Here is a 22,218-nt window from a genome sequence, read left to right on the forward strand (position 1 = left end):
ACTTCTGCGACCCGCACAGCCCTTGGCAGCGGGGCTCCAACGAGAACATGAACGGGCTGGTACGCCAGTACCTGCCCAAGGGCACCGACCTATCGATCCACAGCCAGGAGCAGCTCGATGCCATTGCTGATCAGATCAACAATCGACCCAGAAAAGGTCTGGGCGTACGATCCCCTCTGGCGGTCTACCGGGACCTGCTCCTGAACAGTCCCCAACACTCCACCCTCGTTCATTGAAACCAAGGGTGTTGCACTTCAGATTTGAATCCGCCAGGTAATACGCTTTGACGAATAAAAAGAACGGCAATATCGACTCAGCCATCAATCCGAAGTTGGATGGGGATGCCCATGTCGCTTGGGCACAGGCTTGGTCGTCTATTTCGCCGGAGACATCGTTGCTCGCGTGGGTGGACTGGGCGAGCCATTTAGCAAACAGTCCTGGCAAGCAAGCCGAGCTTTTGGCGTTTGCAGCCTCCCTGTCCGAGCAATGGATGGCCGTATTGAAGAAGAATCCGGCCAACCCGGACCGGGGAGCCACCGCTCCTGACCGGTCACCTGTCAATGACCGCCGCTTCAACGATCCTGCATGGGATCAATGGCCCTACGACCTTTTCCGCAGTTCATTCGTCAATCAGACCAAATGGTGGGAGCAGGCCACGCAGGGGGTGTGGGGAGTGGATCCGAAACACCAACGCCTGCTGGCGTTTGGCGCCAAACAGTGGCTGGAAATGCTTTCGCCCGCCAACGCTGCGGTTTTCAACCCCGTTGTCCTGAAAAGAACCATCGCAGAGCAAGGCGCCAATCTAGCGCGGGGGACGTCCAACTTTCTCGACGACTTGCGTCGGCAACTATCCGGCCAGCCTCCCGCGGGAACGGAGAACTTCGTCGTTGGGCGCGACGTAGCGGTCACGGAAGGAAAAGTCGTTCTGAGAAATCGACTGATCGAACTGATTCAGTACACGCCCACTACCGAGAAAGTCCATCCCGAACCGATCCTGATCATTCCTGCCTGGATCATGAAGTACTACGTACTGGATCTGTCACCGCATAACTCGCTGATACGGTATCTGGTTGCGCAAGGGCATACGGTTTTTTGCATCTCCTGGAGAAATCCGGATGCTGAGGATCGAGATTTGGGCATGGATGAGTACCTGGAGTTCGGCCTGCATGCAGCGCTGGACGCTGTGACTTCCGTCGTCCCCGGGCATGGAGTCCACGCGGCTGGTTATTGCCTGGGCGGAACGCTACTGGCCATTGGTGCTTCAGCCATGGCGCGTGATGGCGATACGCGGCTGGTGTCGGTAAGCCTGCTTGCCGCACAGACGGACTTCAGCGAACCGGGCGAGCTGAGTCTTTTCATCAACGAGAGTCAAGTGGCGCTGTTGGAAGCCAGCATGGCTCAAACCGGTTATTTGACCTCCGACCAGATGAGCGGAGCTTTTCAGCTACTGCGTTCCTACGATCTCATATGGTCTCGCATGATTGACGAATACCTATTGGGCGATCGCCGGGCAATGACCGACCTGATGGCTTGGAATGCCGATGGGACTCGCCTCCCCGCGAAGATGCATTCGCAGTATCTCCGACGCCTTTACCTGAATAACGATCTCAGCGCGGGGCGTTATCCCGTCACGGGTCGCCCCGTTTCAGTGGGAGACATCGCTGTACCGGTGTTTTGCGTCGGCACTGCCTCGGATCATATTGCGCCTTGGCGCTCGGTTTACAAGCTGCATCTCCTGTCTTCGGCCGAGCTGACTTTCGTGCTGACCACTGGAGGACACAACGGCGGCATCGTGAGCGAGCCCGGCCGAGGTAACCGCCAATATCAAATCCATACCCGCGCGGCCGGTGATGGATACATGGCGCCGGATGAGTGGCAAGCGACGATGCAGACGCATCCGGATTCCTGGTGGCCCGCATGGTCGGCGTGGCTGCGAGAGCGTTCCGGTGATGTTGTTGCGCCTCCGCTCATAGGTGCTGAATCCAGTGGATACCCCACTGTTTGCGACGCCCCAGGGGAATATGTACGCAACTGAATAAGCGTATCCCGCGTCCGCTATTGCGACACGGTATACGCAATATCTGTTCGTCATCCCGTTCTACTCTGATAACTGGAGACATTCATGTACTCAAGAATCCTGGTTCCGCTCGACGGAAGTCCTACTGCCGATTTGGCGCTCCACCACGCTGCGGTGCTGGCACGCCTGAATGGCGCAACCATCGTCTTGCTGCACGTCATCGAGGAGATGAAGCATAGCAACGGCTTCGAGAGGCCGAGGATCTATATTGAAGAAGTGAGGCCGGGCTTCCTGGCGGCCGGGCAGAAGCTGCTGGACGAGGCGGCGCTGCGGCTGAGGCAGGGAGGCCTGGTGGTTGAGACCGTCCTTCTGGAAAGCAACGGCGAGCGCGTCTCGGTGCTCATCGCTCAGCAGGCACTGACTACTCAATGCGAGTTGGTGGTGTTGGGTACCCACGGACGCCGGGGCGTGGACAGGCTGCTGATGGGAAGCGATGCAGAGCAGCTCGCTCGCATCGCACCAGTTCCAGTGATGCTGGTGCGCCAGTCCCAATCGGTCATTGTGACTGCAACCCCTGGGCAGGGTGGCACGCCAGCGTGATGAAAGTTCAGTCCAGCGACCCCGCTGAATGGAGGCTGGAAGTCGCAGCCTCCTTGCTGCTGCTATTGCTGAGCGCCTCCGCACAGGCCCAGTCCTGCCACCAGGACAACCCGCTGCGCTCAACGGGAACGCTCAATCTGCGGATCGACAACGACATGTTCGGCGGCATTGGACAAGATCAAGGCTACTCCAATGGATTTCTCGTCAGCTGGGTCTCCCCCAACCTTGTGGACTATCGCGATGACCCTTGCCTACCCCGTCTCGTCCGTGGGCTGAATCGTTTTCTCACGGTGCTGCAACCCGAGGGTTTTGACGAACAGAACATGACCATCGGCTTCGGACAGATGATGTACACCCCCAGCGACAAAACGCGCAGCGATCTGATCAAAGACGACCGCCCTTTCGCCGGCGCAATGATGTTGAGCTTCGGCTACAACGCGCGGCGCGGCGATACGCTGCGTACCTCACAAATCCGCGTCGGTGTTGTGGGCCCCTCCTCCTTGGCCAGGCAAACCCAGAACTGGTGGCATGACACCATCGGCGTCGACAAATTCAATGGCTGGCGACACCAACTGCGCGACGAGCCTGTGCTGCAGTTGCTGCACGAACGCCGAACACGAGTCTTCAGGCAAGAAGACGTCAGCGGTTGGGGCTGGGATCTGACCCGCCACTGGGGTGGCAGCTTCGGCAACTTCGCCACCTACGCGAATGTCGGTGGAGAACTGCGCTATGGGCTGCGCCTGCCTGATGATTTAGGCACGGCACCGCTACGGCCTGCCGGAGAGAACACCTCGCCCGTGCGCACGACCGCTGGCAGCAACTGGAACGGCCACCTCTTCGTGGCGCTAGACGCTCGCTGGGTTCTGCACGACATCACGTTGGATGGCAATACCTTCAAGTCCGGCCATAGCGTTGATAAGCGGCCACTCGTGGCGGATGTCGGCTACGGCGTCGCGATTACCCAAGGCAACTGGCGCATCGCGATAGCCCGCTACCACCGCACACGCGAATTCCGGGGACAAAAAGAAATCCCGGTCTACGGAACGATCACCGTAGGACGGCGATTCTGATGCAGATCGATTCCTTGAACGCCATGCAAGCCACTCTGTTGCTGTTCATGACAAGAGCCTGGTTGCTTGTGGAGCTACCACGTCGACGCAGTACTGCCAATGCCGTCGTCATTAGCCAGTTGGCAAGGTGAACACAGCGAGCTGAACGATAAGGCACCCGCGCTCGATAAGAGACCAAGGACAACAAATAAGGAGATAAATGGATGCAACGACTCACCCTGGCCCTACCCGGCAATGAAGATCTGGCCCGCGGCATCGCGCAGGCATGCGGCAGCGAAGCCGGCCGCATCGAAACGCGCCGATTCCCCGATGGCGAGAGCTATGTCCGGTTGCATGGCGAACCTGCCGATCGGATCGTGGATGTGATTTGCACGCTGGCCCATCCTGATCCGCAGTTCCTGCTTCTGGCTTTTGCCGCTGACGCGGCGCGCGAACTTGGCGCGCAAGAGGTGAACCTGATCGCACCGTATCTGGCCTACATGCGCCAGGACAAGCGATTCCATGACGGAGAAAGCGTGACGTCGCGGTCCTTCGCACGTCTGGTCTCATCGACCTTCGACAAGCTGCTCACGGTGGATCCGCATCTGCACCGCTATCCGACACTATCAGCGGTCTACACGATCCCCACCATCACCTTGCATGCCGCACCACTGCTGGCCGACTGGATCGCGAATCATGTCGAAGAACCTTTGATCGTGGGCCCCGACGAGGAAAGCGAGCAGTGGGCCGGCGCCATCGCGTCCCGCATCGGCGTACCGCACGCTGTGCTTCGCAAGACACGCCATGGCGATCGCAGCGTGGACATCGATGTTCCCGACCTGTCGATCTGGCGCGGCAGAACGCCGGTGCTTGTGGACGACATCGCATCATCAGGCCGCACGCTCGCCGTCGCGGCGCGCAAGCTCGCCGAGCAAGGAATGCGCAAGCCGGAGTGCGTAGTGGTGCATGCCCTGTTCGCCGAGGATGCCTGGGCCCAATTGACACCGTTGTTTGCCCGAATTACGTCCACCGACGCAGTACCGCATCCGAGCAACCGGATTGGTCTCGCTTCGCTGATTGCCGACGCTCTCTCTAGCGGGAAAACCGATCCGCGAGGCTGATCTTTTTATCGATCCAACTATTTTCAAGGAGACCTGAAATGTCCTCTCAAGCTAACCTCGCAACCGATTGGCGTGCTGGTTACGGGCCCATCGCGCACAGGTCTGAAACCATCGAACGTATGCAGGCCCTAGTGCAACGTCTGGTCGCGCAAAGGCGTATAGCAGACGAAGCCTCGGCCCATGCGCTGCTGGCTGCAGCCGACCGGGTGGCCTGCACGGCCATGAGCGTAGTGGCGCATATGACCTATGCCCGGCGCATCGACCGAAGCGGCTGCCCACTGGGCTCCGATGATTTCAAACAAACGCCCGAAGGCCACACCGGCGGCTCGCTCAACATGGTGCCAGCCTTCGTGGGTTATCTGTTGGCCAACGCGCTGACCGGGACGACACGCGGCTGGCTCATGGGGCAGGGGCACTGCGTGGCCGCGATCGAGGCGGTGAACGCACTGACCGGCGATGTATCCGCCGCCCAGCGTGGACGCTACGACCGCAGCGAGGCGGGCCTGTCGCGTTTGATCGGGGACTTCTACTCCTATGCCATCGATAAGCAGGGTCGGCCCGCGGTACCGCTGGGTAGCCATGCCGGGCCGAACACGGCCGGCGCGATCTCCGAAGGCGGCTATCTGGGGTTCGCCGGGCTGCAGTATGTGCACACGCCGTTGCCGGGAGAAAGCCTGGTGGCATTCCTCAGTGATGGCGCTTTCGAGGAACAACGTGGCTCGGACTGGGCGCCGCGCTGGTGGCGCGCCGAGGACTGCGGCTTCGCCATCCCGGTCATGATTCTCAACGGACGGCGCATCGAGCAGCGCACCCAGATCGTGCAGGAAGGTGGCGCTACCTGGCTGGCCGAGGACCTGCGCCACAACGGCTTCGATCCGGTCATCGTTGATGGACGTGATCCGATGGCGATCGCATGGGCCATTGTTGAAGCCGAAGACACGCTGAGCGCCTTCGCCGCACGCTCGGATCGGCGCTATCCGGTCAAGCTGCCCTACGTGATCGCCGAGACGGAGAAAGGTTTTGGCTTCCCGGGCGCGGCGACCAATGCCGCCCACAACCTGCCGCTGAACGGCAATCCGCGCGAGGATGCGCAGGCACGCGAGGCCTTCAACGCAGGGGCTGCGGCGCTGTTCGTGCCCGAGAGCGAACTGGAAAACGCGCTCACCGTCCTTGCGAATCACGGCCAGAGCCAGCGCTCGCGCGAAAGCGAGCACCCCATGGCCCTACGCCATCCAGCGAGCCCTCATCTGCCGGTGCCGGCCTGGGCTCCTACCAAGGTATCTGGCAGCGCCATGTCTTCACTGGATCGTTGGTTCGTGAAACTGGCGCAGGCAAATCCACAGTTGCGCGTCCGGATCGGCAATCCCGATGAACTGGCCAGCAACAAGATGGGAGCCACACTGGCACTGCTCAAGCACCGCGTCAACGTGCCCGAACCCGGCGTCCCGGAATCGACGCATGGCTCGGTGATCACCGCACTCAATGAAGAAGCCGTTGCGGCCGCCGCCCTCGCCAACAAAGGGGGGCTGAACCTGATCGTCAGCTACGAGGCCTTCGCGGTCAAGATGCTTGGATTGATTCGCCAGGAGATCATCTTCGCGCGCCGACAGAAGGAACTGGGCCAGCCGCCAGGCTGGATCTCCATCCCGCTGGTCGTCACATCCCACACCTGGGAGAACAGCAAGAACGAGCAGTCACACCAGGACCCGACCATTGGCGAAGCATTGCTAGGGGAAATGTCGGACACCGCACGCGTGTTGTTCCCGGTGGATGAAAACACGGCGTGCGCCGCGTTGCGAGCGGTCTACGCCAGCCGCGGCCAAGTGGCTTGTGTGGTGGTCTCCAAGCGCGACACGCCGAATCACTTCAGTGCCGCCGCGGCTCAATCGCTGATCGAGCATGGAGCAGCCCATGTAGCCGGCGATCCGTCCACCGCACAACTGCAATTCGTAGCGATTGGCGCCTACCAGTTGGAGGAAGCGCTCAAAGCCCATGCCCGCCTGGAGCACCATGGGCTTGCGTCGTGCATCACCGTGGTGGTCGAGCCCGGCCGTCTACGCATTCCGCGAGACGAACTTGAGGCCGCCTTCGTGCTCGGTGACGAATCCCTGCAAGCGCTCTTCCCGCCTCACCTGCCGCGCGTGTTGATAAGCCATACCCGCCCTGAGCCGATGCTGGGCGTGCTTCGCCGCATTGACAGCGGCCCTTCGAAGACGCGGGCTTTGGGCTACATCAACCACGGCGGCACCCTCGATGTGGCTGGAATGCTGATCGCCAATCGATGCACCTGGGTGGATGCCATCTATGCCGCTGCGCAAGTGACCGGCTGGAACAGTTCGCAGGCTGCTGCTGCCGCGACCGACGCGTGAATTTCAAGTGGTTCTGACACGGTCCGCAGTGACCGCGCCAGCTCCTGATTTCACAACCCACCAACAAGCGAGGAGACAACTTCATGCTCTCACTGACCAGCCTGGGCGGTGCCGGTACCGTCACCGGCTCCAAACACCTGATCACATATGGCAGTACCCGCATCCTGATCGACTGCGGACTTTTCCAAGGACTGAAGAACCTGCGCGAGCTGAACTGGCAGCATCTTGTCGTTGAGTCCAAGGACATCGATGCGGTTGTACTGACGCACGCGCACCTGGATCATTGTGGATATCTCCCCCGATTGGTGCTGAACGGGTTCCGCGGGAAGATTTTCTCGACGCCAGCCACACGGGACGTCGCCGAACTCATCCTGCTCGACAGTGCTTGGTTGCAGGAGAAGGATGCCGAGTTCGCCAACCGGAAGGGATTTTCCAAGCACAAGCCAGCCCTTGCCCTGTATCGGGTCCGAGATGCCGAACGCACGCTCTTGCAGTTCAAGCCCGTGCCACTGCATCAGGAGACGGTATTGCCGGGCGGTGCACGCCTGGTTCTACGCAGGGCCGGCCACATTCTTGGAGCGGCGACGGCGCAGATCGACATCGGCGGCAAGCGTTTGGTGTTCTCCGGCGACCTGGGCCGCTATGACGATGCGGTCATGCCTGATCCTGAACCCGTCACGGAAGCGGACTACATCATCATCGAGTCCACCTATGGCAATCGTCATCATGACCGTTCCGATGCCGTCGAAGCGCTAGGCGACATCATCGAGCGTACGACTCGCCGCGGAGGCACCGTAGTGATTCCCGCTTTTGCCGTAGGACGCGCGCAGTCGTTGATCTATGACCTATGGCTGTTGCGACAGCGCGGTCGGCTCCGCAACGTGCCCGTCTATCTGGACAGTCCCATGGCCACCAGCGCAACTGCGCTGCTGCACCGCCATGCCGACGACCACAAGCTCGCTCAACACGATTTCGAGACGGCATTCTCAGAAGTCACATACGTGCGCGACGTTGAAGAGTCCAAGGCGCTATCGGCGAATCGATACCCCAAGGTGATTATTTCCGCCAGCGGCATGGCCACCGGCGGCCGCGTGCTGCATCACATAGAAGCGTTTGGCGGTAGCCATCAGAACACGCTGCTGTTCTCTGGATTCCAAGCAGCAGGTACGCGCGGGCGCAAGCTGCTTGAGGGCGCTCGCGAAGTCAAGATCCATGGACGCTGGATGCCGATCAAGGCAGAGGTCGCCGAGCTTGCGATGTTGTCGGCTCATGCCGACAGCGATGAGCTGATGCGATGGCTGCGCGGCTTTACCAAGGCGCCGGAAAGAGTGTTCATTGTTCACGGTGAATCTGATGCCTCTGAGGCGCTGCGCGAACGTATCCAGCGCGAACTCAATTGGCACGCATCGGTGCCCATGCAAAACCAGGAGTTCGCCCTGTGAGTGCCCGCATCACGCCCCAGACACCCGCCTTGCAAGCATTGCGCATGCGACTGCATGCCCAGCATCAACCCGTCGTCTTGATGCGGACCGACTGCCATGTCTGCCGTGCCGAAGGGCTGGCACCGCGGTCACAGGTACTGATCATCGCCGGCGACCGAACTGTGCAAGCGCTGCTGTACCAAATCGACAGCGATCTGCTCAAAGCCGGACAGATCGCTCTGTCCGAGGCCGCCTGGGATGCCCTGGACATCCATGAGGGCGATTTTGTGCAGGTTCGGCATCCGCCAATGCTCGAATCGTTGTCGGCCGTGCGTGCGCGAATTCACGGCCACCGACTGCAAACGACGGAGTTGCAGGCGATCGTCCGTGATGTGGTCGATGGTCGCTATACCGATGTCGCACTTTCGGCCTTCCTGACCGCAACGGCGGTACTGCCTCTGGATATGCAAGAGACCATCCATCTCACCCGTGCGATGGTCGATGTCGGAGATCGCCTGCAATGGCAGGCTCAGATTGTTGTGGACAAGCATTGTGTGGGCGGATTACCGGGAAATCGCACCACGCCGTTGGTGGTTGCCATCGCCGCAGCCAATGGATTGGTGATGCCCAAGACCTCATCACGCGCCATCACCTCTCCCGCTGGCACGGCGGACACCATGGAAACGCTGGCTCCTGTAGACCTGGACCTGGATACGCTCAGAAAGGTCGTGGAGAAAGAGGGTGGATGCGTGGCGTGGGGCGGCGCGATGCACCTGAGCCCTGCGGACGACATCTTCGTGCGTATTGAGCGTGAACTGGATATTGACACCCAAGGACAACTGATTGCCTCGGTGTTATCCAAGAAGATTGCGGCAGGGGCGACCCACATCGTGATCGATATTCCGGTTGGGCCAACCGCAAAAGTCCGCAGCCGGGAAACTGCCGAGCACCTTGCGCATCACCTTTCAGAAGTCGCCGCGTCATTTGGCCTTGTATTGCGTTGCCTGTTTACAGACGGGAATCAACCTGTCGGAAGAGGTATCGGCCCGGCGTTGGAGGCGCGCGACGTGTTGGCCGTGTTGCGCAACGAGGCGGATGCGCCGCAAGACCTATGTGACCGCGTGGCGTTGGTGGCGGGTGCGGTGCTTGAGCTTGGCGGCGTCGCCAAAGAAGGGGAGGGATTTCGGTTGGCTCATGAGACGATCAGCAGTGGCCGCGCGTGGGAAAAATTTCAGAGAATCTGCGCGGCACAGGGGGGATTTCGTGAGCCGCCCCAAGCTCTCTATGTCGAACCGCTTCTGGCAACCACTTCAGGCCGAGCAGTACACATCGACAACCGTAAGCTTTCTCGTTTAGCCAAATTGGCCGGTGCGCCTGAGAGTCCAGCCGCAGGGATTCAATTGCAGGTGCACTTAGGTGACGAGATAACACGAGGACAGCCATTGATGTTTTTGCATACGCAAACCTCTGGAGAGATGGCCTATGCACTTGCATACGTACAAGACATTGGGGACATTGTAAAGATTGACCCTTAGCGCCGTAGATAAACAGGGCTCTTGAATGCTCGGTCAAACACAGCCCGATCTCTCGTTTGGAAAAGTTGAACGCCTACATCTCATGCTCAAGAACACATGAAAAAACATCGCTTAAAAGAGGTTTTCAACGCGCATAGCGTGGAGCAAACAGAAGGAGGTCGTCAGCGCCTGTATAGGAACATTGCTCATGGAACTGCGGCATCTGCGTTGCTTTATCGTTTTGGCCGAAGAGCTTCATTTCACACGGGCGGCTGAGCGTCTTCACATTGAGCAACCTCCTCTGTCCCGCGCCATCAAGGAGCTTGAGGACGAGTTAGGCGCTGTGCTCTTCGACCGGGACCGCCGGGGCACCCGACTGACCGCTGCGGGTGCCGTGTTCCTGCAGGACACTCGCCGGCTATTCACCGTCCTGGAGCAGGCCCGCGAGAACGTCAAGGCTGTCGCGGCGGGCTTGCGAGGCAGCCTGCGCATCGCCGTATCCGACGGCGCGCTCGATCCCCGGCTGTCGGCGTTTCTAGCCCGTTGCCGTGCCGAAGAACCCGAGATCGAGATACGGATGTCCGAAGTGCCTTTGGCCGAGCAGTTGCGCGGCCTGCGCTCGGGCGACTTCTGCATCGGATTCGCTCATACCGCCGACGTCGGTGATGGCATCGTCGCCGAACCTATCTGGCAGGACCCGCTGGTGGTCGCCTTGCCAGCCCGGCACGCACTGCTCGTCCACAAGGAGGTTCCACTCCATGAACTCCGGGGGCATCCTCTTGTCCTGTGCGATCCCCAGGTGTGCGAAGGCTACTGCCGCGAGTTGGCGCGCCTCCTGCAGACCCAGGAACACAAACTGAATGTCGTTGAGGAGGTTTCCTCGCTGGACATGATGCTCACCTTGGTCGGTGCCGGCTACGGCGTGGGCTTCATGACGGCGACCAAGATTCCGGTCAGCCAGCGACCGGACGTGGTGATCCGTCCATTGGCGCTGGATACAGCCGTGATCACCACCTACCTGCTTCGACTCGAAAGCAGCAACTCATCGGCTTCGCTGGTGCGATTTATCGACCGCCTCCGGGACCCTTCGAGCGACTGACGCAACGGACCGCACCACTTAAGATTGGGCATCGGCACGAAGATTGCGTTCCGTTGCACTCATCAGCTCTGCCGCACTTATGCTGAGGGCAGCGGAGATTTTCAGTATCAATGCGAGCGTGGGCATGTGCTCCCCACGCTCGATCTTGCCCATATGCGAGCGAGCTATACCAGCCATGGACGCGAATTCATCCTGAGCGACTCCCTGCGCCAAGCGGGCAGCACGCACCGCTTGGCCGAAGGCCAGTGCCGGCTCGGCTTCATAGGTGGTTGTGCCAGGGGGGCGGCCCGGTTGAACGCTGCGCTTCTGCATCACCAGAAGCGTCGATCAATCGACCGAATTTAACCACGTTAAAGATATCTCTTTTGGCTATCATGGTGGCTCGCCTTTTTGATCCGATCGCTTTGTGGGGGCTCTCATGCACGACGCCACCAGCCAGTTTTCCTTTTCCAATTTCAGGCTTGCCATAGCGCCTGGCGTACCGTCATCGCATCTTTCGGCATTGCTTGCGTTGCAGCGTGCGGAAGAGCCGGAAGTCACCATTTCGTTTCATGAGGTCACAGCCGATGATTTGATTGCGGGACTTCGGGAAGGCCGCTACGACGCGGGCATGACGCTTGAAGGATCGAGCGATCCGTCGCTGAAAAGCCAACCTCTATGGACCGAGAACATGGCCGTCGCCATGCCGTTGCGCTTTCCCTTACTTGACCAGGCGAAGCTCACGATCGCCGAACTGTTGGACTACTCCGTCTTTCGCTGGCCTGCAGAGAATTGCCCTTTGCTGGATCAGCGGCTGCCTTCTCTTCCCGCGGTGAGTCAACAGAACATTCAGCGTGTCTCTTCCTTCGAGATGATCGCGCTATGGGTCGCTGCCGGCTACGGCGTCGGGGTATCCGCGCAATCGCGCATTGAGCATGCGCAGGGATGGGGCATTCACACACGGCCGCTGTCTGACGGACCCTACGAGATCGTGACCCACCTGCAGCGGCCCTGCGGACAAGCCGACGTTGTTTCAGAGCGGTTCGAGCGCAGAGCACTGCAGGTCGCCAAGAATGCTCCAACCTAGTCGAGTGCCAATGTCCTCGTTCTGCGTCTTCAGTTCAAGGTGCTACACGTGCATTAGGCATTCCACTCGCCAAGCAGCAGACATCACTCGCGCTCTATGACACGGAGCAGCGCCGTTCTACGCTTCGACATGGGGCCAAACGCCTTCGTGACCCCTTCAACGGGTTTCCCTGCCTGCAATGAGTCAAGGATGTCAGCCCAGTCCTGCATGATTACCTTGCGGGACTCCACAAACTTCGTGTGATCGTAGGGCGCGCGCGATGAGTCCTTGCTCTTTTTGGAATGAGCGAGTTGAAGATCGACCCGCTTCTCCGGATATCCCAACAGTCCAAGGATCGTCGTTGCGGTCGAGCGGAAGCCATGGGACGAAAACCGTCCGCCATAACCCATGCGCTTGAGTGCTTGATTGAGCGTCGTTGCCGACATCACTTGTCCCGGCTTTCTGTAGCTCGGGAACAATACTTTGCCGCCGCCAGTTAGAGCATGTAGTTCCCTAAGAGCGGCCACCGCCTGCCGTGACAGGGGAACCAGATGGGGGCGTCGCATCTTCATGCGCTCGGACGGAATCGACCACATGGCGTTGTCCAGGTCGAACTCTTCCCAGGAGGCCTTGCGCAGTTCTACGGTGCGCACGTAGGTCAAAGCCATCAGCTTGAGGGCGAGGACTGTCGTCTGGTAACCCCCTTCGTTGTCCACACGATTGAGAAAGTCCGGGATCTCTGCCCATGTCAACGGAGGGTTGTGGCGGACCTGAGGGCGCTTGACCAGTCCCTTGAGCAAGGCGGCAGGATCGTATTCGCAGAGACCTTGGGCAGCCGCATAACTGAAGATTTGCCCACACCACTGGCGGATGAGGATCGCCACAGTCTTCGCGCCACGAGCCGCCACATCCTTGATGATGGGGCGCAGATGTGGAGCCCTGATGCTGCTGATCGGCAACTTGCCAATCCGGGGGAAAACATCCTTCTCAAGGTAGCTGGTGACCTGGTTGGTGTAGTACTCGCTCCAGTGAGCATTGCTGACGATCCACTCCCGAGCAACGGTCTCGAACGTGCGTTCGTATGTGTCGGCCTGGAGGGCGATCGCCGCCTTTTTCTCCACGATGGGGTCGAGGCCCTTCTTGACCAACGCCTTTGCCCGGTCCCGTTCCGCACGGGCTGCCTCCAGCGTGACCTTTGGGTACACCCCGATTGAGTACACCTGTTCAGCGCCGCCCAGCCGGTAGCGGTACCACCAGAGCTTGGAGCCGTTGGGCTGAACGCGCAAAAAGAGGCTGCCTCCGTCCCGGAGTTGGTACACCTTGGGCCTGGGCTGCGCCGTTTCCACTTTGCGCGCCGAGAGAAGATTGAGTGCTGTGAGTGCCATGTGTATAACGCCTCCAGTTTGGCCCGTTACACACTCCATTACACACATGAGCACTGGATTTGTCCAGCTTTCAGAATCGCTCGATGGACGATCAACCCTTTAAAAACATAGACTTAGAGTTGTTCCATGGAGGTTGATAGACGCCAGTAGACCTCAATCGTAGTTATCGACCATCAGAAGTTTGGTTTTTGCCATGGTCTTCACTCCAGTCCTTCTTCCACCAGCTCAGCCGCCCGCAACAGGGCACGCGCCTTGTGTTCGGTTTCCCTCCACTCCATCTCAGGCACCGAGTCGGCCACCACGCCGGCCGCCGCCTGCACGTAAAGCATCTGGTCCTTGACGATGCCGGTGCGGATGGCGATGGCGACATCCATGTCGCCGGCGTAGCTCAGGTAGCCGCAAGCGCCGCCATACAGGCCGCGCTTGCTGGGCTCCAGCTGGTCGATCAGCTCCATCGCATGCACCTTGGGCGCGCCAGTCAGCGTGCCGGCCGGGAAGGTGGCCTTGAGCACGTCCATGCTGGTCATGCCTTCGTTCAAGATGCCCTCGACGTTGCTCACCAGGTGCATCACGTGGCTGTAACGCTCGACCGCGAAGGCCTCCGTCACTTTGACGCTGCCAATCTGCGCGATGCGGCCGATGTCGTTGCGCGCCAGGTCGATCAGCATCACGTGCTCGGCGCGTTCCTTGGGGTCGTTCACCAGCTCCACCTCGGTGGCCTTGTCCAGTTCGGGCGTGGCGCCGCGCGGGCGGGTGCCGGCCAGCGGGCGGATGGTCACTTTTTGCCCCTCGGGCGTGTTTTCCTGTCGCACCAGAATTTCGGGCGAAGCCCCCACCACGTGGAAATCCCCAAAGTGGTAGTAGTACATGTAGGGCGAGGGGTTGAGCGAGCGCAGCGCGCGGTACAGGCTCAACGGGCTTTCGGTGTAGCGCTTCTTGAGGCGCTGGCCCACCTGCACCTGCATGAAGTCACCGGCCGCGATCAGCTCCTTGGAGCGGTCCACGGCCTTGAGGTAATCAGCCTTGGCAAATTCGCGCTCGACGGCGTAACCCTGGGTGGCCTTGACCACCGGTGCGGCCACCGAGTACTTGAGCGCCTCTTTCAGTTCACGCAAGCGCTTCTTGGCGTTGGCGTAGGCCTCGGGCTGGGCTGGGTCGGCATAGACGATGAGGTAGAGCTTGCCCGAGAGGTTGTCGATGACGGCCAGTTCCTCACACTGCAACAGCAGGATGTCGGGGCAGCCCAGGGTATCGGGTGGGCAACTGGCTTCGAGCTTTTTCTCGATGTAGCGCACCGCGTCATAGCCGAAGTAGCCTGCCAGGCCACCGCAGAAACGCGGCAGGCCGGGTCGCAGCGCCACCTTGAAACGCTTCTGGTAGGCAGCGATGAAGTCCAGCGGGTTGCCTTGGTTCGTTTCCACCACCTGCCCGTCACGCACCACCTCGGTTTTGGCTACGGCGCCAAAGCCGCTGGCACGCAGCAGCGTGCGCGCCGGCAGGCCGATGAAGCTATAGCGGCCAAAACGCTCGCCGCCCACCACGGATTCGAGCAGGAAGCTGTGCTTGCCACCGTCCTTGGAAAAGGCCAGCTTGAGGTAGAGCGAGAGCGGGGTTTCGAGGTCCGCAAAGGCCTCGGCCATCAGCGGGATGCGGTTGTAGCCTTGTTGCGCCAGGCTCTTGAATTCGAGTTCGGTGATCACGGGATGAGCCTCCTGCAGCTCAGGCCCTGCGTGGCAGGGCGTTCATTCGGTTCTGTGCACCCAGGGCGGGTGCGCGGGTGGCGCGGGCAGCATCACGGGGCCGCGCCGGAAACATACGCAGACTTTATGGCTTGCGCCAAGGCCAAGCTCCCCGGCTCCCTTGCGGAGCCCGGCAGGCGGTGGCGGTGCTGCGTTGAATGAACATGGACGCAAGTGTAGCAAAGCGCAATGCCCCTCATCTTTGACACTTGAAGCTTCTCAGGCTACAGTCCCACCCATGTTCACGGGCCACACCATCGCCACCAGCCACAGCTTGCACAAGCTGGGCTGCGGCACGCCCGTGCCCGCCACACTCCAGACCGGTGACGCGCTCATCTGCCCACAGGCCGCAGATTCCTGAGCCCGGCGACACCCCTCCTCCCTTTTTCGCGCAACTCCTGTCGCCGGGCACATCGCCCAGCGTGACCGTGGCCGCTCAACAACGAGTGGCCCACTGGAGTTCTCATGTCAAACATTGCCCCCGGTGAGCTGTGGCTCACCAAGCTCGACCACGGCCGCCTCTTCAAACTCAATGGCGGTCATCCCCCCGACGCGCTCACCGATCTGCTCGATTCGGCCGACCTGATCGAATCGGCCCACGTGCGCGCGGACGTGGTCACCTTGTACTCCCAGGTGCTGGTGACGCAGGACGACGGTGAGCAGCACAAGCTGACCCTGTGTTATCCCGACGATGCAGAGCCGCACGCGGGCTTCATTTCGGTGCTCTCTCCCGTGGGCCTGGCCCTGCTGGGCCGGCGCGTGGGCGCACAGGTGAGCTGGACCATGCCTTCGGGCAAACAGCGGCTGCTGACCATCGACGCGATGCTGTTCCAGCCGGAGGCGAGTGGCGACCACACGACGTAGCACACGCCGCCCCTTCGCCCGCCTTTCCCCTTCTTCAAACCGCTGGCCGCCGATCCGGGTCGATCCGACCGGACGCAGTGGCCTGCTGCCGGAGCTGTGATGAACACCAACACCGTGGCGACCTTCGCCCACTTTTTTGCCGCCGTCCAAGGGCGCACGCCCCGCCGCGAGTGGCCTCCACCCACGTCGCCTGGCGGCGCTGTTGCCGTGGGGAGCCGCCAGCCATGAGCGCCGTCCTGCTCGCCCTCACCCCCCTCGATGCGCACAGCCCCCGCCATCTGGAAAAAGCCGCCGCGCTGGCTCGGGCCACCGGCATGCAACTGCGCCTGGCCTACTGCGGCACCGGCCACAACGTGTTCGACTCGCCATTGGCCCGGCTGGAGCAGCGTGCACGCCACCTCCGGCGCCAGTTTGGTCTGGTGGTGGACACCATTGAGGAGGCCATGGTCTCGCTGGAGGTGCTGCGGTTTCATGCCAACCGGTGCGCCCTGCTGTGCCTGGCCGCCGAGCCCCCCGGCCCCGTGCCGCCTGACACCCACTGGCTCGTGCGCGCCTTGCGCCTGCACACCGTGCCGGTGCTCGTCATGCGCACACACACCCCTGCCGACTATCACAAAGTGCTGGTGCCGGTGTCGCTGCGCGCCGACTCCGCCCACCTGCTGCGCTGGGCCATGGCGCTGGCGGTTCGGGCGCACATCGACGTGTTCCATGTCGCCAACCTGCCGGACGTGGCCAGCCGCGCACGCGACGACGCCGACCCAATCGTGATGGAACACTTTCTGCGCAAAGCCTGTGTCGATGTGCACCAGCGCATGGCGCAGCTCGCACGCGGGCTGAGCCAACCACAAGGCGCATTGCAGTACGCCATGGCACACGGCCCCGTGCGCGAGCGCATTCTGGCGCAGCAAACCCACCACGGGCACGGGCTGGTGGTGGTGGGCAGTGGCCCGCGTCCCTGCTGGGCCTGGCCCATGTGGCGCCACCCACTGGGCATGTCGCTGGCCAACGACATGCCGGTGGACGTGCTCATCGTGCCCAAAGCGCCGCCGCGCAGCGCCTGGATGCCGGTCCGAGGCTGGAGGTCCGCCACATGACGCAGCTGACCCGAAAAGACATCACGCGCGATTTCATCCGCAGCAAACGCCCCTGCACCGACGGCTACCGCTGGTACCTCAAGCGCCAGGAAACACTCAGCGACTACCAGGCCTTGCTGGACGACCTGGTGGCGGCCGGCCGGCTCGACGACGCCAACTGGCTGCTCGACCAGCTCGGCCCCACCGACGACGTGTTGCGCCTGGACGAACTTGACGCCCCCGCTCTGGTGTTCGCCGGTAGCGTGGAGTGCCGTGGTTCGATGGAGGTGGACGGGGTGCTGCGCACCGGGCGCTCGCTCAGTGTGGGCGGCGGCGTGCGCGCAGGCAGCCTGAAGGCGGGCGAAGACCTGCGTGTGAGCGGCGCACTGCAATGCGCCGGCCCGCTGCAGGTGGCGTCCGACATGCGCATTGGCTGGTCCCTGCAGGTGGCTCAAGCACTGCGTTGCGGCGGCAGCCTGCGGGTGGGTTGGGACGTGGACATCCAAGGCGACGTGCGCGTGGAAGGCCGCATCCACGCAGGCCATGGCGTGGTGGTGGGCGGCCAGCTGGCCTGCCAAGGCGGCATACGCACCGGCGACGACCTGAGCGTGACCGGCGCCATCGAGGTGGCACAAGGGGTGGAAAGCGCTGGCTCGGTTCGCACACAAAGCCACTTGCAATGTGGCACGGGCGTGGTCGCCACCCAGGACATCGAGGCCGGCGGCGCCATCCGCGTGGGCGAGTCGTTGCAAGCCGGCGGTCGCATCGTGGCCGGGCCGGACTATGCCGTGTTTGCCGGCCTGGCCAGCCCCATGGACAGCTGGGACAGCTGCGGCTGGGTGCGCGCCCAAGAGAAACCTGCGCGCCTGCTCAGCGGCTGGTGGGCGGAGGTTTGAGCGGTCATGCCGCGCCGTTGGCGGGGGAGCGGTTCTTGAACAAGGCCGCCACCAAGTCGGACTGGGTGACCATGCCCACCACCCGGTCCTGCCCGTCCACCACCGGCATGTGGTGCAGGCCACCGTCCGAAAAGCCAGGCACCAGATCGGCCACGGACTGGTGTGGCCGCGCGGTGATGACGTGCCGCGACATGATCTCGTGCACGCGGCGCGCCGTGCTGAGCAGCGGAGGACGCGGCGGAACCGGGGCGCTCTGCCCGATGAAAAAATCGTGCAGCGACACGATGCCCACCAGGCGCCCGTTGGCTTCGGTCACTGGCAAGGCCTTGACCTTGTGGCTGGCCAGGCGGCGCCAGGCTTCATCAACACGGTCGTCGGGCCCGATGCGCACCACGTCGCGCGACATGATGTGCTCACACAAAACACCAGCCCAGTGCCGCCGCTGGGCGTGGAGCTGGGCGCGCACCATGATCTCCTCCAGATCGTCGCGGTCGATGTCCAGCACCTCGCCAAACGAGGCCAGGGCTGCGTCCAGGTCGGTGGGCTGAACGCCCGTGCGGTGGGTGGGCAGGGGGTCGCTGGTGCGGTGGGGCGCGGGCGCCGCATGGTGCGGGTAGCGGCGGCCAGCGAGGTGGTGGAACAACAGGGCCAGCACCACCATACACGCCGAATTGACGAGCACCGGCCCAAAGGCAAAGCCCAGGCCCAGCCGGTGCACATCAGCACCGCCCAGAACCGCCGTGAGCGCCACCGCCCCACCCGGCGGGTGCAGGCAACGCAACACCGCCATGGCACCCACCGCGACCGCGCCGGCCAGTGCCGCCACCGGCCCGCTGTCGCCCCACCAGTGGTAGGCCAGCAGGCCGATCAGCGCCGACACCAGGTTGCCCCCCAGCGCCGCCCACGGTTGGGCCAGTGGGCTGGCAGGCAACATGAACAGCAACACGGCCGAAGCGCCCATGGGGGCGATGAACCACAGGTGGCTGCCACCCAGCCAGTGCCGGCCCAGCCACTCGGTGCCCAGCAACCCCAGGCCCACGCCCAGGCCGCCCAGCCACAGCTCGCGCCGCCCGGCCGCCAGCGGCACGGGCCACAACGCCCGCAACCAGACCGCGAGCGGGTGTTGGTCGGCGCGCACTCAGCGCAGGGCGGCCGCCGGGCCGAAGAACTCGTAACGCGTCTGCGCCTCGGGCACGCCCAGGGCCAGCAGGCTGCGCCTGACCAGAGCCATGAAAGGCTTGGGGCCGAGGAAATAGGCGTCCACGTCGCGGTTGGCAGGCAGCCACTGGGCCAGGCGCGCCTGGTCCAGCAAACCCACGGCGTCGGCGCCTTCGTCGGCCTGGTCGTAGCAATAAAAGCGCTGGAGTTGCGGGTGGCGCGCCGCCAGGGCGTCGATGGTGTCGCGGAAGGCGTGCACGGCGCGGTTGCGCGCGCAGTGGATGAAGTGCACCGTGCGCCCGCTTTGCAGCGCCTCGCTGAGCATGGCCAGGGTGGGGGTGATGCCCACACCGCCGCTGATCAACACCAACGGCTTGTCGCCAGGCTGTAGGGTGAAAGCGCCGGCCGGGGGGAAGACCTCCAGCGTGTCGCCCTCGCGCACCTCGTCGTGCAGGAAACGCGACACCACACCTTCGGCTTCGCGTTTGACGCTGATGCGCAACTCCTGCCCGTTGGGCAGGGCCGACAGCGAGTAGTTGCGGCGCTGCTCCTGCCCAGCAATGACCAAACGCAGCCCAATGTACTGCCCCGGCTGGTGGGCCATCACCGGCTGGCCGTCCACCGGGCGCAGGTAGAAGGAGCTGATCTCGCTGCTCTCGGCCACCTTGCGCGCCACGCGGAAAGCGCGCGCGCCGCGCCAACCGCCGGTTTGCTCGGCGTTGGCGCGGTAGGCCTGCTCCTCGGCGCCAATCAGGATGTCGGCCAGCTGCTGATAGGCCGCACCCCAAGCGGCGATCACCTCGTCGGTGGCGATCTCGACGCCCAGCACCTCGCGGATGGCGCGCAACAGGCAGGCACCCACAATGGGGTAGTGCTCGGGCAACACCTGCAGCGACACGTGTTTGTTGATGATCTGGGCCGGCAAATCGCCCAGGGCTTCCAGGCGGTCGATGTGTTTGGCGTACATGAGCACGCTGTGGGCCAGGGCACGCGGTTGGTCGCCGCTGGCCTGATGGGCCTGGTTGAACAGCGGTCGCACCTCGGGGTATTCGCCCAGCATGACGCGGTAGAAATGGGTGGTCAGCGCCTCGCCGCCGGTTTCAAGCAGAGGCACGGTGGCCTTGACGATGGCACGCTGGGATTCGGTGAGCACAAAACGTCCTTCAGAAAGTGGAACAAGAGAGGCACGCTCCGTTGCAACCCTTGTGCCATCTGGGACCACTATAAAAATCAAGGACTTGCCAGCGATAATGTCGATTTGACACACATCAAACCGAAGTCATAAAGACTTCGTCGCAGGTCACAATGACTACATCCGAATGGCTGCGCACACTGGTGCCCCTGGTGGCCGACCTGCCGCAGGACATCCCCGAAGCCGAACGCTACCGCCGACTGCTGCACACCCTGCGCACCCTGTTTCCGTGCGATGCGGTGGCCCTGCTCCGCTTGGAGGGTGACAGCCTGTTGCCCCTGGCCACCGACGGCCTGAGCCGCGACACCCTGGGGCGGCGCTTCAAGGTGGCCGAACACCCGCGCTTGAAAGCCTTGCTCGACGCGCCCGGGCCACGGCGGTTTGCACCCGACAGCCCCTTGCCCGACCCCTACGACGGCCTGGTCGACGGTCTTCACGGGCACCTGCATGTGCACGACTGCATGGGCTGTGCATTGCAGGTGGAGGGCAAGGCGTGGGGGGTGCTGACACTGGACTCCCTGCGCCCGGGCAGCTTCAGCGACGCCCACCTTGACGTGCTACAGGCCTTTGGCAGCCTGGCCTCCGCCACCGTGGGCGCGGCCATGCGCATCAACCGCCTGGCCCAGTTGGCACAAAGCGAGCACCTGCGCGCGGAGTCCTACCGGCGCGCCGCCGGCCAGCCCGAACGGCCCCTGCTGGGGCACAGCCCCGCGTTCAAACGCTTGCTCAAGGACATTGATTTGGTGGGCGCCAGCGACCTCACGGTGCTGGTCACGGGCGAAACGGGCGTGGGCAAAGAGCTGGTGGCGCAGGCTTTGCACGCGCGCTCGCCGCGCGCCGACCGCCCCCTGGTCAGCCTCAACTGCGCGGCCCTGCCCGAGACCCTGGTGGAGAGCGAACTGTTCGGCCACGTGCGCGGCGCCTTCACCGGTGCGGTGAACGACCGTCGGGGCAAGTTTGAACTGGCGGACGGCGGCACCCTGTTCCTGGACGAGGTGGGCGAGTTGCCCCTGGCCGTGCAGGCCAAACTGCTGCGTGTGCTGCAAAGTGGCCAATTGCAGCGCCTGGGCTCCGACCGCGAGCACCATGTGGACGTGCGCCTGATCGTGGCCACCAACCGCGACCTGGCCGCCGAGGTGCGCGCCGGGCGCCTGCGCGCCGACATCTACCACCGCCTGAGCGTCTACCCCCTGCCGGTGCCGGCCTTGCGCGAACGCGGGCGCGACGTGCTGTTGCTCAGCGGCCATTTTCTGGAAGACAACCGCTCCCGCCTGGGCCTGGGCGGGCTGCGGCTGGACGCGGCGGCCCAGGCCGCCCTGCTGGCCTACGACTGGCCGGGCAACGTGCGCGAGCTGGAGCACCTGATCGGACGCAGTGTGCTCAAGGCGCTGGGCCGGCAACAACCCCGCCCCCGCATCCTCACCCTCACAGACTTGGACCTGGGGCTGCCCCAGGCCCAGCCAGCCCCCATCGCGCGGCCAGCGCCCCTGCCCAGCGCGCCATCGGCAATGGGCCTGCGCCAGCGGGTGGAAGCGGTCGAACGCCAGCTGGTGCAAGACACCCTGGAACGGCACGCCCACAACTGGGCCAGCGCCGCCCGCGAACTGCAGGTGGACCGAGCCAACCTGGTCCGCCTGGCCAAACGGCTGGGCCTGCACCACCCCAAATAGCGGCGC

At 62.9% G+C, this 22,218-nt stretch carries 21 protein-coding genes; 16 read left to right on the top strand and 5 right to left on the bottom strand.

Translation table 11 applies throughout. The features are described from left to right. From ACFQPB_RS21395 to ACFQPB_RS21435, 9 genes are all read left to right on the top strand, one after another. Positions 1 to 236: IS30 family transposase (locus ACFQPB_RS21395; protein WP_382227090.1), on the top strand; the 236-nt coding region annotated here is incomplete at its 5' end. A 47-nt stretch (positions 237 to 283) separates the two neighbouring features. After that, the gene (locus ACFQPB_RS21400; RefSeq protein WP_020307805.1) at positions 284 to 2,035 is read left to right on the top strand and encodes a PHA/PHB synthase family protein; all 1,752 of its coding nucleotides are present in this window, start codon (positions 284 to 286) and stop codon (positions 2,033 to 2,035) included. Between the two features lie 87 nt (positions 2,036 to 2,122). After that, positions 2,123 to 2,617 carry a universal stress protein gene (locus ACFQPB_RS21405; RefSeq protein ID WP_003050031.1) on the top strand — a complete coding sequence of 165 codons (495 nt, stop codon included), beginning with the start codon at positions 2,123 to 2,125 and terminating at the stop codon, positions 2,615 to 2,617. Beyond that, positions 2,617 to 3,687: a lipid A deacylase LpxR family protein gene (locus tag ACFQPB_RS21410; protein ID WP_271259256.1), complete on the top strand. Its 1,071-nt coding sequence runs from the start codon at positions 2,617 to 2,619 to the stop codon at positions 3,685 to 3,687. Before ACFQPB_RS21405 ends, ACFQPB_RS21410 begins: the two co-directional genes overlap by 1 nt. Before the next feature lie 203 nt (positions 3,688 to 3,890). After that, positions 3,891 to 4,787: a ribose-phosphate pyrophosphokinase gene (locus ACFQPB_RS21415; protein ID WP_003050021.1), complete on the top strand. Its 897-nt coding sequence runs from the start codon at positions 3,891 to 3,893 to the stop codon at positions 4,785 to 4,787. A 38-nt stretch (positions 4,788 to 4,825) separates the two neighbouring features. After that, positions 4,826 to 7,156, top strand: a complete 2,331-nt coding sequence (locus tag ACFQPB_RS21420; RefSeq protein ID WP_382227830.1) for a phosphoketolase family protein — start codon at positions 4,826 to 4,828, stop codon at positions 7,154 to 7,156. An 83-nt stretch (positions 7,157 to 7,239) separates the two neighbouring features. Beyond that, positions 7,240 to 8,598, top strand: coding sequence for an MBL fold metallo-hydrolase RNA specificity domain-containing protein (locus ACFQPB_RS21425; RefSeq protein ID WP_020307801.1), 1,359 nt, complete (start codon positions 7,240 to 7,242; stop codon positions 8,596 to 8,598). Beyond that, positions 8,595 to 10,112 (top strand): thymidine phosphorylase family protein, encoded by a 1,518-nt coding sequence (locus ACFQPB_RS21430; protein WP_107219997.1) that lies wholly within the window; start codon positions 8,595 to 8,597, stop codon positions 10,110 to 10,112. Before ACFQPB_RS21425 ends, ACFQPB_RS21430 begins: the two co-directional genes overlap by 4 nt. A gap of 187 nt (positions 10,113 to 10,299) precedes the next feature. After that, positions 10,300 to 11,190, top strand: coding sequence for a LysR family transcriptional regulator (locus ACFQPB_RS21435; RefSeq protein WP_003050005.1), 891 nt, complete (start codon positions 10,300 to 10,302; stop codon positions 11,188 to 11,190). Between the two features lie 18 nt (positions 11,191 to 11,208). On the opposite strand, the gene ACFQPB_RS21440 is transcribed toward ACFQPB_RS21435, so the two are convergent. After that, a complete protein-coding gene (locus tag ACFQPB_RS21440; RefSeq protein ID WP_003050003.1) occupies positions 11,209 to 11,502 on the bottom strand; it encodes a helix-turn-helix domain-containing protein in 294 nt (97 codons plus the stop codon). Between the two features lie 106 nt (positions 11,503 to 11,608). Here ACFQPB_RS21440 and ACFQPB_RS21445 point away from each other — a divergent pair, with 106 nt between their 5' ends. Next, positions 11,609 to 12,256, top strand: coding sequence for a substrate-binding domain-containing protein (locus ACFQPB_RS21445; RefSeq protein WP_020307796.1), 648 nt, complete (start codon positions 11,609 to 11,611; stop codon positions 12,254 to 12,256). 83 nt (positions 12,257 to 12,339) lie between these two features. On the opposite strand, the gene ACFQPB_RS21450 is transcribed toward ACFQPB_RS21445, so the two are convergent. Then, a complete protein-coding gene (locus ACFQPB_RS21450; protein ID WP_003060765.1) occupies positions 12,340 to 13,620 on the bottom strand; it encodes a tyrosine-type recombinase/integrase in 1,281 nt (426 codons plus the stop codon). Positions 13,621 to 13,820: 200 nt separating this feature from the next. Continuing rightward, positions 13,821 to 15,320: an anthranilate synthase component I gene (trpE, locus tag ACFQPB_RS21455; protein WP_382227836.1), complete on the bottom strand. Its 1,500-nt coding sequence runs from the start codon at positions 15,318 to 15,320 to the stop codon at positions 13,821 to 13,823. 277 nt (positions 15,321 to 15,597) lie between these two features. Between trpE and ACFQPB_RS21460 the strand changes: the two genes are divergently transcribed. From ACFQPB_RS21460 to ACFQPB_RS21480, 5 genes are all read left to right on the top strand, one after another. Then, positions 15,598 to 15,720: a hypothetical protein gene (locus ACFQPB_RS21460; protein ID WP_382227839.1), complete on the top strand. Its 123-nt coding sequence runs from the start codon at positions 15,598 to 15,600 to the stop codon at positions 15,718 to 15,720. Between the two features lie 104 nt (positions 15,721 to 15,824). Next, a complete protein-coding gene (locus ACFQPB_RS21465) occupies positions 15,825 to 16,223 on the top strand; it encodes a GreA/GreB family elongation factor (RefSeq protein WP_382199684.1) in 399 nt (132 codons plus the stop codon). Between the two features lie 99 nt (positions 16,224 to 16,322). After that, positions 16,323 to 16,451 carry a hypothetical protein gene (locus tag ACFQPB_RS21470; RefSeq protein ID WP_382227840.1) on the top strand — a complete coding sequence of 43 codons (129 nt, stop codon included), beginning with the start codon at positions 16,323 to 16,325 and terminating at the stop codon, positions 16,449 to 16,451. Beyond that, the gene (locus ACFQPB_RS21475) at positions 16,448 to 17,317 is read left to right on the top strand and encodes a universal stress protein (RefSeq protein ID WP_382227843.1); all 870 of its coding nucleotides are present in this window, start codon (positions 16,448 to 16,450) and stop codon (positions 17,315 to 17,317) included. The genes ACFQPB_RS21470 and ACFQPB_RS21475 overlap by 4 nt, the downstream gene beginning before the upstream one ends. Then, positions 17,314 to 18,192: a hypothetical protein gene (locus ACFQPB_RS21480; RefSeq protein ID WP_382227846.1), complete on the top strand. Its 879-nt coding sequence runs from the start codon at positions 17,314 to 17,316 to the stop codon at positions 18,190 to 18,192. Before ACFQPB_RS21475 ends, ACFQPB_RS21480 begins: the two co-directional genes overlap by 4 nt. A 4-nt stretch (positions 18,193 to 18,196) precedes the next feature. On the opposite strand, the gene ACFQPB_RS21485 is transcribed toward ACFQPB_RS21480, so the two are convergent. Together ACFQPB_RS21485 and hmpA are read right to left on the bottom strand one after the other, a co-directional pair. Next, complete coding sequence (locus tag ACFQPB_RS21485) at positions 18,197 to 19,330, bottom strand: HPP family protein (protein WP_382227849.1); 1,134 nt, start codon at positions 19,328 to 19,330, stop codon at positions 18,197 to 18,199. After that, a complete protein-coding gene (gene hmpA, locus ACFQPB_RS21490) occupies positions 19,331 to 20,503 on the bottom strand; it encodes an NO-inducible flavohemoprotein (RefSeq protein ID WP_382227852.1) in 1,173 nt (390 codons plus the stop codon). 152 nt (positions 20,504 to 20,655) lie between these two features. Here hmpA and norR point away from each other — a divergent pair, with 152 nt between their 5' ends. Then, positions 20,656 to 22,212, top strand: a complete 1,557-nt coding sequence (gene norR, locus ACFQPB_RS21495; protein WP_382199679.1) for a nitric oxide reductase transcriptional regulator NorR — start codon at positions 20,656 to 20,658, stop codon at positions 22,210 to 22,212. Positions 22,213 to 22,218 lie beyond the last annotated feature (6 nt).

Source organism: Hydrogenophaga atypica, from assembly GCF_042665215.1.
In the GTDB taxonomy this organism is placed as follows: Bacteria; Pseudomonadota; Gammaproteobacteria; order Burkholderiales; family Burkholderiaceae_C; genus Hydrogenophaga; species Hydrogenophaga defluvii_A.